Genomic DNA, 12,826 nt, shown 5'->3' with positions numbered 1-12,826 from the left:
TTGCCGCAGGGCCTGCTTTCCGCTTTGCAGCAAGCCTGAACGGATGTACCTGTTACACGAATATTGAAGCGGAGCCTGCTGCAATGCAACATGCTTCCGCGCAAGGAACTCAAAACCGGAGCCGCTCACGTCGAAATCGGCCCGATGGGACGATCCGTCTGCGAATGGACACTGGAATTCGGATCCCGACCAGCCCTTTCGCCGGACACGGTTGGTGCCCTCGCGGCGTCACTTTGTGCTGTTACGTTAGGTTCACGGGTTAGCGGGCCACCGTGACAACATGATAATGGAAACGGGCATCCAAGTTGGGCGCCCAAGTCTAGCACTTAGGTCGAATATTCGAAGCGCAGGACAGGCAGGCGAGCATCCAGCATGGCGACACTCACCATCTCCAGCAAGAACTACTCCTCCTGGTCCCTGCGCGGCTGGCTTCTGTGCAAGATGGCCGGCCTGTCGTTCGAGGAGGAGCGCGTACCCCTCGACGACCCGGACATGAAGGCCGAGCTGCTGCTGTTGTCCCCCTCCTTCCTCGTGCCCCGCCTGGTGCATGAGGACGTGACCGTGTGGGACACCCTCGCCATCGCCGCTTTCCTCAACGAGGTCTTCCCGCAGGCCGGGCTTTTGCCGGCCGATCGCGCGGTGCGGGCGCACTGCCTGTCCATCTCGGGCGAGATGCATTCGGGCTTCGCCAACATGCGCTCGGCCCTGCCCATGAATATCAAGGCCCATTATCCGGGCTTCAAGGTGTGGGCCGGGGCACAGGCGGACATCGAGCGCATCGTCGCCATCTGGCGCGGCTGCCTCACTGCCCACGGCGGCCCCTTCCTCATGGGCCCGACGCCGACGCTGGCGGACGCCATGTACGCCCCGGTCTGCTCGCGCTTCACCACCTATGACGTGAAGCTGGATGCCGAATGCGACGCCTACCGCGCCCGCATCATGGCCCTGCCCCTGATGCAGGAATGGATCGCCAGCTCGCAGGATGAGCCCGAGGAACTGGAAGAACTCGGCGCCGAGTTCTGATCGCCGCGATGCTGGCATCCGCCGCCGGCGTCGGGGCCGCCCTGCCCGTCGGCATGCTGGTGGCGGGTTTCGCCGTGCTGGTGCTGGCCGGCATGGTGAAGGGGCTCATCGGCATGGGCCTGCCCACGGTGGGCATCGGGCTGCTCAGCCTGTTCCTCACCCCCGCCGAGGCGGCGGCCGTGCTGATCCTGCCGGCCACCGTCACCAATCTCTGGCAATATTTCACCGGGCCCAACGTGGCCGGCACGGCCCGGCGCTTCGGTGCCATGATGGTCGCCGTGGTGCTGGGCACCCTCGCGGGCGGGCTGCTGCTGGGCGGCCTTACCTCCCCGGCCGCGGTGCCAGCGCTGGGGGCGACCCTGCTGCTCTACGGCGCCCTCGGCCTCAGCGCCATTCCGCTGCGCCTGCCGGCGCGTCTTGAGCCGTGGTTGTCGCCGCTCATGGGCCTGCTCACCGGGCTGGTGACCGGCACCACCGGGGTCTCGGTGATGCCGTCGGCGCCCTATCTCCAGGCGCTGGGGCTCAACCGCGACGATTTGGTGCAGGCCCTCGGCCTCACCTTCACAGTCTCCACCTTCGCGCTTGCCGCGGTCCTCGCAAGTCCCGGGGAGGGCGGCGCGGTGCTGACCGATCCCAAGGTGGCGCTGGCTTCGGTGGCGGCGCTTGCGCCCGCCTTCCTTGGCATGGAACTGGGCCGGCGGATCCGCCTCGCGGTCTCGCCGCTGGTGTTCCGCCGGGTCTTCTTTGCCGGCCTCGCCCTGCTCGGCGCCTACATGCTGGCGCGCGGATTCCGGTAGGGCGCGCTCCCGGTGCCCCCGCCTACTCGGAGAGGCGGTGGATGTCGTGCACCACGATGCCGATGGAATCGTCCGGCTTCTTGAGCCAGTCACCCCGGCGCAGGGTCTTCACCGTATCCTCGTAGCCGGTCTGCCAGTGATCGCGCATGGAGGCGGCGGAAAACTCGTAGTCCTTGGTATCCCGCTCGTAGGTCTTCTCCTGATAGATCAGGTGGCAGATGTTGACCGGGCCGGATGAGCTGTAATCCTCGATCAGGGCGAGGTCGTCCTCGGAGCGCAACTGCTCGGGAATGCGCTGGAGCGCGTCATACAGCTTGGAGCGCAGCTCCTGGACCCGGCGGAAGACGTCGGTGGTGTAGCGGGTGCGGCTCGAATAACCGATGTCCTTCTGCCGCTCGGACACGTCGTACATGTCGCGGGGCAGCTGGCCGCGGGCGCTGAACAGATCCACCTGGAACACCAAGGCGCTCGGATGATCAGGCTGGTCCAGCAGGAACTGGAGCGGGGTGTTGGAGACGACGCCGCCGTCCCAATAATACTCGCCGTCGATCTTCACCGCCGGAAAGCCGGGGGGCAGCGCTCCGGAGGCCATGATGTGCTCCGGCCCGATGGTGTGCTCGCTGTTGTCGAAATAGATGAAGTTGCCGGTGCGCACGTTGACCGCGCCCACCGAGAAGCGCTTGTCGCCGGAATTGATGCGGTCGAAGTCCACCAGCTTCAGCAGCGTGTCGTGCAGGGGCGAGGTGTCGTAGAAGGAGGTGGCGCCGGGGGCGCCGGTGGGCAGCATCAGGGGGCTGGGGAAACGCGGCTTGAAGAAGCCGGGCTGGCCCTGGAAAATGGTCCGGGCGGCGCTGAACTGGTTGCGCCACTGCCGGAAGATGTCCCCCTCCAGATTGAAGGGGATGATCCGCTGTGAGGTAATGGTTTCCCAGAACGCCTTTAGCCGCGGCACCCGGTCCTGCGGCGCGTTGCCGGCGATGATGGCGCAATTGATGGCGCCGATGGAAACACCCGAGATCCAGTTGGGCTCGCACCCAGCCTCCGCCAGGGCCTCGTAGACGCCGGCCTGGTAGGCGCCAAGCGCTCCGCCGCCCTGGAACACCAGGGCGATGCGCTTGTACTCGCCGACGATGTCGCAGAGGTCGGGCGGAAGGTGATTGGCGCTTAGTGTCATGGACCTTGCCCCTCGCATTCCGGCGGAACGCTCTTCGTGCCGATGAGCGGGCGGCGCGCCGCCCGTTCCGCCAGATCATGTTCCGATCAGATAAGCCTGAGCGGATCCGGCGCTCGTCATGTGTTTCATCCACGTTCCTCCCGCAAGCCGCGAGCCGGTGCCCGCTTCACGGGAAGAAGTCTTGAGGCCTCAGCCCTCGCCGTCCTTCATGTAGTCGTAGATCACCTCGCCGAGGCCGAGGGTGAGATCCGCCTTCACATGCAGGGCGGAAATCACTTCCAGTACCGGCAACTGGGAGACGTTGCACAGGGCGTGGGGGAACAGGCCGAGGGCACCGGGGCCGGTCCAGCACTCCTTCACCGTCACGTCTTCCAGATAGTAACGCACCAGCTCGCAGATGCGCGGCTTGGCGTCCACGTCCGGGATGATCTTCAGCAGGAAGCTCGGGGTCAGGAGCGAGGCGAGCACCTTCTCCTTGTCGCAGGCCACGTGCTTGTAGCCCATGGTAGCGGAGGCGCAGAGCACGCTGCCATAGTTCAGCGTACCGACCAGCGTGTCCTTCTCCACCACCAGCTTGGGATTGGCGAACTTCTTGGGGAAGCCCCACAGCTCGCGGCCGCCGGCGATGGGGGATTCGTCGTCGAGGTACATGGAGTGGACGTAGCCGCCCGCCACGCCCTCGAACTTCACCGGAATGACCTGGCCGGTCTCGGTATAGTCGCCGAAGCCGGTGGAATCCGGCATGCGGATGAATTCGTACTTCACGATCGGCTCGATGATCTCGAGCGGCTCCGGCACCACCTTCGCCAGCGCGGCGGGATCGGTGCGGTAGGTGATGATCATGTATTCACGATCGACGAACCGATAGGGGCCCGGCGGGTAGGAGGGGTTCACGAGCGGCATCGAATAGGCGGTGCGGCGAACGTCGGCGATCTTCATCGGCGTTTCTCTCGTGCTCCGTGGCCCGCTTCGCAGTCGCGAACGGGTGGTGCCACGTTAGTGCGCGCGCGGGCGCGTGAAAAGCGGTTCCATCGGCTGCGGCGCGCTAATTCGCCAATGGCTTGCGGCGGGATCTGCGACCAGCCCCAAGGCCGCTTACCGGTGCGCGGTGACAGGGCTGCGACGAGGCACAACCGCACCGGAAGGGTTCATCCTGAAGGCAGCCCCACTCTTCGCGGCCCGAAAACGTTCCACCCCGGCGCCGCGCGGGCTCAGAAGGCGAGCAGGCCGCCCTTGCCGCCCTGGGTGCCGAAGGCCACCGCCCCGCCGGAGGGGTGCCAGGCCATGGCGCTCACCGCATCCGAATCCGGCGCGCGCAGCAGGATCTCGGCGGCGTCGGTGATGCGCACCATCATCACCATGCCGTCCTCGTAGCCGATGCCCACCACCGGGTCCTTGGGATGGGGCGCCACCACGGTGACGCGGGTGGTGGGGGACGGGGCCAGCATGGACGGCTCCTTGCCCATGGGGCCGTCCTTCGCCTGGAACGGCCACAGGATGGCCTCGCCCGAGCCGGAGGTGGCGAGCCACTTGCCGTCCGCCGTGAACGCGAACGACTTCACCCGCGAGGGATAGCCGGACATGCGCATGTGCGCGCCGTCCACCACCCGCCAGCCGTGGAGCGCCGGCTCCTGCATGGTGGTGACCAGGAAGCGGCCGTCCGGGGAGAAGGTGACGCCGAGGTGGGAGCCCTTCCAGCCGAACAGCTCCGGCTTGGCGGCGGCGGCATTGGGAAACCACAGGGTGACGCCGCCATAATGGGCCACCGCGAGGCGCAGGCCCTTGGGAGCGAAGGCGAGGCCACCCACGGTGGAGGGCACATCAAGGCTTTTCGGCTCGCCCTTCGTCGGCAGCACATGGGCGGTCTTGCCGGCGGACCAGGCAACGACGCCGTCCGGTCCCAGCGCCACCCGGTCGATCCAGCGGCCCTTCTGGCCGGCGAGGATGCGGGTGGAGCCGTCCGAACGGGTCTCCATCACCTGCCCGTCATCGCCGCCGGTGACGAGGCGCTTGCCGTCGGAGGCGGCATCGAGCACGGCGCCGCCGTGAACCTGAACCGCCTTCGGCTCGGGGCCCACCAGATGCACCACGCCCTCCGTGCCCACGAAGGCCGCTGCCGCATCGAGGAAGGCGAGGGCGAAGATGCCGGTATCGAAGGCGAAGGGCTGCACCTTGCTGGTCAGGCTGGACGGGGCGGTGGACATGAAGGCGGCGTTCCCGGTTGCGGCATCGACGCGCCTCATAAGGCACCGAACGTGCCCGACCGCAAGGCTGGATGCAGGCGCCGGAGAGCGCCGCGAGGGAGGCCCGGAAGGGCGAGCGGCAATGGAGCTTGTCAAGCCGGAGAGGCCGGCCGCGTTCGCCCTACGGCTCTTTGCCGCGCCCGCTCCATGACCTATACCCGCAGGATCACACCCCGCGAAGGCACGCGCCAGCGGTTTCAGGGACCATACATGCAGACGGAACAGGGCGTTCTTCGCGCCTCGATCATGGTCACGTTGCTGATCTCGGCGTTCGGCATCACCTTCGGCATCCTGTCCGGGTCCTTCTCCATCGCCTTCGATGGCATCTATGCCCTGGTGGATGCCAGCATGAGCGTGCTGGCCCTGATCGTGGCCAACCTCATCGCCTCCTACACGTCGAGCCGGGCCGCTGCCGGGCCGCTCAAGGCGCGCTTCTCCACCGGCTTCTGGCACCTGGAGCCCATCGTGCTTGGGCTGAACGGGGTGCTGCTGGTGGCAGTCTCCATCTACGCTCTGGTCAACGCCATCGGCAGCCTGCTCATGGGCGGGCACGCGCTCGAATTCGACTTCGCTATCGTCTATGCGGTGGTCACGCTCATCGCCTGCACGGTGATGGCCGTCCTGGAGACCAAGGCCAACCGCAGCATCAAATCGGACTTCGTGGGGCTCGACGCCAAGGCGTGGATGATGTCGGGGGGCATCACCGCAGCCCTCTTGGTGGCCTTCTGCGGCGGCTACCTGGTGCAGGGCACCAAGCTCGAATGGGTCTCGCCTTATATCGACCCCGCCGTGCTCGCTCTGGTGTGCGCCGTCATCATTCCCATGCCGGTCTCCAACATAAGGCAGGCGCTCACCGACATTCTCCTGGTGGCGCCGGACGACCTCACCGCCCATGTGCATGAGGTGGCGAAGGGCGTGCTGAAGGAGTACGGCTTCCTGTCCTACCGGGCCTATATCGCCAAGGTGGGGCGCGCCAAGCAGGTGGAGCTGTATTTCATCGTGCCCACCGGCCTGCCGCCGCGCCGGGTGGAGGAATGGGACGCCGTCCGCGACCGGATCGGCGATGCCATCGGCTATGAGAGCCCCGACCGCTGGCTCACCATCGCCTTCACGGCGGATCCGGCCTGGGCGGACTGAGCGGCGGACGCTCCCGCCCTGTCCCGGATCGTCGCCATGCCTTATGACCGGGCGAACACCATGTTCGACACGCCCCTGCCCATCGACGCCGTTCTCGGCGACCTGACCGCCACGCTGGCCGCCGCCCCCTGCGCGGTGCTGGTGGCGCCGCCGGGCGCCGGCAAGACCACGCGGGTGCCCCTGGCGCTGCTGGACGCGCCGTGGGTGAAGGGCGGGCGCATCCTGGTACTGGAGCCGCGCCGCCTCGCCGCCCGCGCCGCCGCCCGCCGCATGGCGCAGAGCCTTGGCGAACGGGTGGGGGAAAGGGTGGGCTACCGCACCCGCCTCGCCTCGGAGGTGTCCGGCCGCACCCGCATCGAGGTGATCACCGAAGGCATCTTCACCCGCATGGTGCTGGAGGACCCCGAATTGTCCGGCGTCGCCGCCGTCCTGTTCGACGAGTTCCACGAGCGCAGCCTCGATGCCGACCTCGGCCTCGCCTTAGCCCTCGACGCCCAACGGGGCCTGCGCGAGGACCTACGGCTCCTTGCCATGTCGGCGACCCTGGACGGCGCCCGCGTCGCCGCCCTCATGGGCAGCGCCGAGGCACCCGCGCCGGTGATCGAGAGCGAGGGCCGGGCCTTTCCGGTGGACACCGCCTATCTCGGCCGCGACCCGCGCAGCCCGCTTGAGCCGCAGATGGCGGAGGCCATCCGCCGGGCGCTGACCCGGGAAAGCGGCTCCATCTTGGCTTTCCTGCCCGGCGCGGCGGAGATCCGGCGCACCGAGAGCCTGCTGCTGGACCAGGTGCGCGACCCGTCCGTGGACGTGGTGGCCCTGTTCGGGGCGCTGGAGGCGGCCGAGCAGGACCGCGCGGTGCTGCCGGCGCCCAAGGGCCGGCGCAAGGTGGTGCTGGCCACCTCCATCGCCGAGACCTCGCTCACCATCGAGGGGGTGCGGGTGGTGGTGGATTGCGGCCTCGCCCGGGTGCCGCGCTTCGAGCCCGACGTGGGGCTGACGCGGCTGGAGACCGTACGTGTCTCCCGCGCCGCCGCCGACCAGCGGCGCGGCCGCGCCGGGCGCACCGAGCCGGGCGTGTGCTATCGCCTGTGGGGAGAGGGCGAAACGGGAAGCCTCGCCGCCTTCGCCACCCCCGAAATCCTCGCCGCCGACCTCACCGGGCTGGTGCTGGACCTCGCCCGCGTCGGCGTGCGCGAGCCCGCCTCCCTGCCCTTCCTCGATCCGCCGCCCGCTCCGGCGGTGAGCGAGGCCAAGGCGTTGCTGCGCCTGCTCGGCGCCCTCGATACCGACGATACGGTGACGCCGCTGGGCCGGCGCATGGCGCGCCTGCCCCTGCCGCCGCGCCTTGCCCATCTGGTGGTGGTGGGCGCCGACCGGGGCGTGGCGCGGGAGGCGGCGGAGATCGCCGCCTTGCTCACCGAGCGCGGGTTGGGCGGCGATGGCGTGGACCTCCTCCACCGCCTCGACGGCTTCCATCGTGACCGCTCCCGCCGGGCCGAGGATGCCCGCCGCCTCGCCGCCCGCTGGGCCGAGATGGCGCAGCGCGGCGGCGAAAGGTCCGATGGCCCGCGCCCGCCGCCGGCGGCGCTGCTCGCCTTCGCCTTTCCGGACCGGGTGGCGAAGGCCCGTGGCGACGGCACCCGCTTCCTCCTCGCCAATGGCCGGGGCGCAGTGATGGACCCCGCGGTGGCCCTCGCGCGGGCGCCCTTCCTCGCGGTGGCGGAAGTGGGCGGACGGGCCGAGGCCGCGCGCATCTCGCTGGCCGCCGCCTTGTCGCCGGACGAGGTGGAGACGCAGTTCGCCGGCGACATTGCCTCCGGCACCGAGATCGCCTTCGATACGGAAGCCGCCGCCGTGCGGGCACGGGAGGTGCGGCGGCTGAGGGCCATCGTGCTTGCGGCCCAGCCGCGTCCGGTGCCGGCGAATGAGGCGACCGCGCGGGTGCTGGCGGAGGGCATCGCGGCGCTCGGCCTCCACCGCCTGCCGCTGAATGCCGCCACGGCCCAATGGCGCGAGCGCGTCGCCTTCCTGCGCGCGGCCGAGGGCGAGGAGTGGCCGGACCTGTCGGATGGGACCCTCGCCGCCACCGCCGCCGACTGGCTAGCGCCCTTCCTCATTGGCAAGACCGCACTAGCCGAGATTTCACCGGGCGATGGGAGCAACGCCTTCCACGCGCTCCTACCCTATGGGCTTTCGGCGCGCCTGGAGGCGGAGGCACCCACCCATTTCACCGCCCCCACCGGCTCGCGCCTGCCCATCGACTATGGCGCGGAGGGTGGGCCGCAGGTGAGCCTGCGGGTGCAGGAACTGTTCGGCCTCACCCATCATCCGGCCATCGCCGGCGGCCGGGTGCCGCTGACACTGGCCCTGCTGTCCCCCGCCCACCGGCCGATCCAGGTCACCAAGGACCTGCCGCAATTCTGGCGCGGCTCGTGGCGGGACGTGCGCGCCGATATGCGCGGGCGCTATCCTAGGCACTCCTGGCCCGAGGACCCCGCCGAGGCGCCCCCCACCACCCGCGCCAAGCCAAGGGGAACGTAGGGGCGGGACGTGAGGCGCGGGAGCGTGAGTCAGCCCTCGTCCACCGGGATCGGGCGGGGGCGACCCTCCTCGTCGATGGCGACGAAGGTGAAGACGGCTTCCGTCACCTTGGTGGTCTGCTCGCTGGCGCGGGCGCGGCGCCAGGCCTCCACCTCGATGCGCATGGAGGTGCGGCCCATCTTCGCGACGCGGGCGAACAGGCTCACCTCGTCGCCCACCGCCACCGGCGACAGGAAGCTCATGGCCTCCACCGCCACCGTGGCCGCGCGCCCGCGCGACCGCCGCGCCGCCACGTTGCCGGCGGCAAGGTCCATCTGCGACATCAGCCAACCGCCGAAAATATCGCCGTTGGGATTGGTGTCCGCCGGCATGGCGATGGTCCGGATCACGGGGATCTCGTCCGGCATATGGGCCTCTTTATCGAGCATCGTCTCTCCAGGCGCCTGAGGCGCGTTCCATCTTGCCAAGCGCCTGAGGCGCTGTTGCCCTTTTGCGCGCGGCCGCGCTGGCTACGACTTTTGTCCATAGCAAAAATCTGACCGACTTCCGCCAAATTTGATCCATCTCAGAGAATCGAGCCGGGGGTAGTGGTTATCTCCCTCTTGTCCATGTCTTTTCGGGGCAGACAGGGCATGGATGACCGGCTCCGCCTTGCTGTGTGGGCGGAGCCGGTATCTCTTTCAGCCGTCTATCCGGCGGCCGATGCGGTGGTGCCGGGGCCTAAGGCTCCGGCAGCCCGCTCAAAAAATGGCCCGGCCGCCCAACCGGAGGCCGTTATGCCGCACGCGCGTGCTCCCCTTTCTCTCAGATCCGTCCGCATCGCCGCGCTTGCCGCCGCCGCGCTTTATGTCGCAGGCCTCGGCGCCGGGGTGGCGCAGGCCTGCACCCGCGCGGTCTATCTGGGTTCGGATGGCGTGGTCATCACCGGCCGGTCTATGGACTGGGCCGAGGACATGCACACCAACCTCTGGGCCTTCCCGGCGGGTATGGCGCGCACTGGCGCCGCCGGTGCGAACACCCCGAAATGGGTATCCAAATACGGCAGCCTCATCGCCTCCGGCTATGACGTGGGCACCGCGGACGGCATGAACGAGAAGGGCCTCGTCGCCAACCTGCTCTATCTGGCCGAATCCGAATACGCCAGGCCGGATGGCCGCCCCGCCCTCTCCATCAGCCTGTGGGCGCAATATGTGCTCGATAATTTCGCCACCGTGAGCGAGGCGGTGGCGGCGCTGTCCGCCGAGCCGTTCGTGGTGGTGACCGCGGACCTGCCCAACGGCAAGGGCGCGCAGCTGCACCTCGCCATTTCCGATCCCTCGGGCGACAGCGCCATCTTCGAGTATCTGGGCGGCAAGCTGGTGGTTCATCACGGCCGCCAGTACCAGGTGATGACCAACTCGCCGTCCTTCGACCAGCAGCTGGCGCTCAACAGCTACTGGGAGCAGATCGGCGGCACCGTGTTCCTGCCCGGCACCAACCGGGCGGCCGACCGCTTCGCCCGCGCCAGCTTCTTCATCAAGGCCATTCCGACGCAGGCATTCCCGGCCATCCTCACCGCCGTGCCGGACGGCACCTATGCCAACCAGGCGGTGGCCAGCGTCGCCAGCGTGATCCGTTCGGTGAGCGTGCCGCTGGGGCTGACCACGCCGGGCCAGCCCAATATCGCCTCCACCCTGTGGCGGACGGTGAGCGACCAGAAAAACCGCGTCTATTTCTACGATTCCGCCACCAGCCCCAACAGCTTCTGGGTGCCCCTCGGCGATCTCGACCTGAAGGCCGGGGCGCCGGTGAAGAAGCTGACGCTGACCGGCGGCAAGGTCTATTCCGGCAATGCGGCGGCGCGCTTCGAGCCGGCCGAGCCCTTCGCCTTCCTGCCGGTGGATGTGAAGTAGCACGCCCCGGTTGCATCACGGGGGCCCGACGGCGCGGGGCGGCCAAGGCTGCCCCGCGCAAGATGCTGCAATGCGGGATTTTTCCGATCCGCCCGCCCGCCTTGCGCCGGATCGCCGCGCGTCCTGCTCGCCTCTTGATTGGTATCAATACAAGGAGCAAGGTGCCGGCATAACCTTATAACAATGAGGAACGGCTCCGTCGGAGCCGCACCCAGTCGCTCAGTCGCCGCAGGGTTCGGAATGAACTACGACAGCTTTTTTGCCGACGCCATCGACGCCCTGCGCAAGGAGCGCCGTTATCGGACCTTCGCCGAGATCGAGCGTGACGCGCGCCATTTCCCGCGCGCCGTCTGGCATTCCCCCGGCGGCCCGCGCGACATCGTGGTGTGGTGCTCCAACGACTATCTCGGCATGGGCAGCCATCCCGATGTGGTCTCCGCCATGTGCGAGGCAGCGAAGGCGCGCGGCGCCGGCGCCGGCGGCACCCGCAACATCTCGGGCAACAGCCACGAGATCGTGATGCTGGAGCGCGAGCTGGCCGACCTGCACGGCAAGGAATCCGGCCTGGTCTTCACCTCCGGCTACATTTCCAACGCCACCGGCATCTCCACCATCGTCAAGCTGATCCCTGACTGCGTGGTGATCTCCGACGAGCTCAACCACAATTCCATGATCGAGGGCGTGCGCCACGGCGGCCGGCAGAAGGCCATCTTCCGCCACAACGACCTCGAGCACCTGGAAGAGCTGCTGAAGGCCGCCGGCGACCGGCCGAAGCTGGTGGTGTTCGAGAGCGTCTATTCCATGGACGGCGACATCGCCCCCATCGGCGCCATCTGCGAGTTGGCGGAGCGCTACGGCGCCATGACCTATCTCGACGAGGTCCACGCCGTGGGCATGTATGGCGAGCGCGGCGGCGGTGTCGCCGAGCGCGACGGCGTCATGCACAAGGTGGACGTGATCGAGGGCACGCTGGGCAAGGCGTTCGGCGTGGTCGGCGGCTACATCACCGGCAAGCGCCTGATCATCGACGCGGTGCGCTCCTATGCGCCGGGCTTCATCTTCACCACCGCGCTGCCCCCGGCGGTCGCGGCGGCGGCGGCGGCCTCGGTGCGGCACTTGAAGAACTCCCAGGCGGAACGCGACGGCCAGAGGGCCCAGGTGGCCAAGGTCAAGCGCGCCCTCGCCGCCGCCGGCCTGCCGGTCATGGAGACGCCCACCCACATCGTCCCGGTGATGGTGGGCGACGCCAAGGCCTGCAAGATGGCGAGCGACCTGCTGCTCGCCGAGTACGGCATCTATATCCAGCCCATCAACTACCCCACCGTGCCCCGCGGCACGGAGCGGCTGCGCATCACCCCCACCCCGTTCCACGACGACGCGCTCGTCGCCCATCTGGCCAAGGCGCTCACCGACGTTTGGGAGCGGCTGGAACTGCCCTATGCCGACCACGTGGCCGAGCGCGCCTCCGCCTCGTCCCGGCGCACGGCGCTGGGCCCCGCGCCCATCCCGCTGCCGGTGGCCGGCGGCTGATGCGATTGGCCTTTCACGAATGAAAAAGCCCCGGCTGGTCCGGGGCTTTTTCATTTTCGGGGCTGAAGATCGGGGCGTGCTCCGGAGCGTTGTCGAGCGAAGTGGATACCGGCGCGCGTGGAGAAAGGCGTCAATACAGGAGTCTAGAGCGATTGCCGCGAGCCAAGGCGAGCGGAAAACGCTCTAGCGGGCGGCGTACTGGTCCAGGATGTAGGTGTTGAAAAAGCTGCGCTTCGACCCGGCCCGGCACAGGCCTTCGTACACGAACAGCGGCACGCGATCGTAGTCGTAAGGACCGCCGCCATCGGTGAACCAGATCGACAGGACCCGCGTCTTCGGGTTGTATTCGGCCCGCGATATGGCCGTAGAATTGAAATGCGGCAATGCGCTTTTCCCCTCTGCAGCCGCGATTCGGCATTGGGGAAAGAGCTTAGCCGAGCCTCCGTCCATTACAACTTGGCCGGCAGGCGGCACGCGCCAGACGCCCGC

The 12,826-nt window shown here is 68.4% G+C and carries 11 protein-coding genes; 6 read left to right on the top strand and 5 right to left on the bottom strand.

All coding sequences use genetic code 11. The annotated features are described in order from the left end of the window. The first annotated feature begins 372 nt into the window (after positions 1-372). Both FZ033_RS09640 and FZ033_RS09635 read left to right on the top strand, forming a co-directional pair. Positions 373-1,023: a glutathione S-transferase family protein gene (locus FZ033_RS09640; protein WP_149575928.1), complete on the top strand. Its 651-nt coding sequence runs from the start codon at positions 373-375 to the stop codon at positions 1,021-1,023. A gap of 8 nt (positions 1,024-1,031) precedes the next feature. Beyond that, the gene (locus FZ033_RS09635) at positions 1,032-1,820 is read left to right on the top strand and encodes a sulfite exporter TauE/SafE family protein (RefSeq protein ID WP_149575927.1); all 789 of its coding nucleotides are present in this window, start codon (positions 1,032-1,034) and stop codon (positions 1,818-1,820) included. 22 nt (positions 1,821-1,842) lie between these two features. Here the strand turns inward: FZ033_RS09635 and FZ033_RS09630 are convergent, their stop codons facing one another. The 3 genes from FZ033_RS09630 to FZ033_RS09620 form a co-directional block, all read right to left on the bottom strand. Beyond that, positions 1,843-2,994, bottom strand: a complete 1,152-nt coding sequence (locus FZ033_RS09630; protein WP_149575926.1) for a patatin-like phospholipase family protein — start codon at positions 2,992-2,994, stop codon at positions 1,843-1,845. A 189-nt stretch (positions 2,995-3,183) separates the two neighbouring features. After that, positions 3,184-3,933, bottom strand: coding sequence for an acetoacetate decarboxylase (locus FZ033_RS09625; RefSeq protein ID WP_149575925.1), 750 nt, complete (start codon positions 3,931-3,933; stop codon positions 3,184-3,186). Positions 3,934-4,205: 272 nt separating this feature from the next. Then, positions 4,206-5,198, bottom strand: a complete 993-nt coding sequence (locus tag FZ033_RS09620) for a WD40 repeat domain-containing protein (protein WP_232847414.1) — start codon at positions 5,196-5,198, stop codon at positions 4,206-4,208. A 249-nt stretch (positions 5,199-5,447) separates the two neighbouring features. On the opposite strand from FZ033_RS09620, the gene FZ033_RS09615 reads away from it, so the two are divergent. Further along, entirely contained in the window at positions 5,448-6,374 is a 927-nt protein-coding gene (locus FZ033_RS09615; protein ID WP_149575923.1) for a cation diffusion facilitator family transporter, read from the top strand. Between the two features lie 36 nt (positions 6,375-6,410). Further along, a complete protein-coding gene (gene hrpB, locus FZ033_RS09610; RefSeq protein ID WP_232847413.1) occupies positions 6,411-8,915 on the top strand; it encodes an ATP-dependent helicase HrpB in 2,505 nt (834 codons plus the stop codon). Between the two features lie 29 nt (positions 8,916-8,944). Here hrpB and FZ033_RS09605 read toward each other — a convergent pair whose 3' ends face one another. Continuing rightward, positions 8,945-9,343, bottom strand: a complete 399-nt coding sequence (locus FZ033_RS09605; protein WP_149575922.1) for an acyl-CoA thioesterase — start codon at positions 9,341-9,343, stop codon at positions 8,945-8,947. Between the two features lie 348 nt (positions 9,344-9,691). Here FZ033_RS09605 and FZ033_RS09600 point away from each other — a divergent pair, with 348 nt between their 5' ends. Together FZ033_RS09600 and hemA are read left to right on the top strand one after the other, a co-directional pair. After that, positions 9,692-10,807 (top strand): linear amide C-N hydrolase, encoded by a 1,116-nt coding sequence (locus tag FZ033_RS09600; RefSeq protein ID WP_210247879.1) that lies wholly within the window; start codon positions 9,692-9,694, stop codon positions 10,805-10,807. A gap of 240 nt (positions 10,808-11,047) precedes the next feature. Beyond that, positions 11,048-12,337 (top strand): 5-aminolevulinate synthase, encoded by a 1,290-nt coding sequence (gene hemA / locus FZ033_RS09595; protein WP_149575921.1) that lies wholly within the window; start codon positions 11,048-11,050, stop codon positions 12,335-12,337. Between the two features lie 183 nt (positions 12,338-12,520). Here the strand turns inward: hemA and FZ033_RS24005 are convergent, their stop codons facing one another. Next, complete coding sequence (locus tag FZ033_RS24005; protein ID WP_188079409.1) at positions 12,521-12,721, bottom strand: KTSC domain-containing protein; 201 nt, start codon at positions 12,719-12,721, stop codon at positions 12,521-12,523. Positions 12,722-12,826: the final 105 nt, after the last annotated feature.

Source organism: Xanthobacter oligotrophicus (assembly GCF_008364685.1).
Lineage (GTDB): Bacteria > Pseudomonadota > Alphaproteobacteria > Rhizobiales > Xanthobacteraceae > Xanthobacter > Xanthobacter oligotrophicus.
The sequence above is the reverse complement of the archived record's forward strand: the minus strand, read 5'-3'. Positions and strand labels throughout refer to the sequence as shown.

Coding starts and splice junctions, on each gene's coding strand:
- FZ033_RS09640 (WP_149575928.1), top strand. CDS start 373: ATGGCGACACTCACCATCTCCAGCAAGAACTACTCCTCCTGGTCCCTG.
- FZ033_RS09635 (WP_149575927.1), top strand. CDS start 1,032: ATGCTGGCATCCGCCGCCGGCGTCGGGGCCGCCCTGCCCGTCGGCATG.
- FZ033_RS09630 (WP_149575926.1), bottom strand. CDS start 2,994: ATGACACTAAGCGCCAATCACCTTCCGCCCGACCTCTGCGACATCGTC.
- FZ033_RS09625 (WP_149575925.1), bottom strand. CDS start 3,933: ATGAAGATCGCCGACGTTCGCCGCACCGCCTATTCGATGCCGCTCGTG.
- FZ033_RS09620 (WP_232847414.1), bottom strand. CDS start 5,198: ATGTCCACCGCCCCGTCCAGCCTGACCAGCAAGGTGCAGCCCTTCGCC.
- FZ033_RS09615 (WP_149575923.1), top strand. CDS start 5,448: ATGCAGACGGAACAGGGCGTTCTTCGCGCCTCGATCATGGTCACGTTG.
- hrpB (WP_232847413.1), top strand. CDS start 6,411: ATGCCTTATGACCGGGCGAACACCATGTTCGACACGCCCCTGCCCATC.
- FZ033_RS09605 (WP_149575922.1), bottom strand. CDS start 9,343: ATGCTCGATAAAGAGGCCCATATGCCGGACGAGATCCCCGTGATCCGG.
- FZ033_RS09600 (WP_210247879.1), top strand. CDS start 9,692: ATGCCGCACGCGCGTGCTCCCCTTTCTCTCAGATCCGTCCGCATCGCC.
- hemA (WP_149575921.1), top strand. CDS start 11,048: ATGAACTACGACAGCTTTTTTGCCGACGCCATCGACGCCCTGCGCAAG.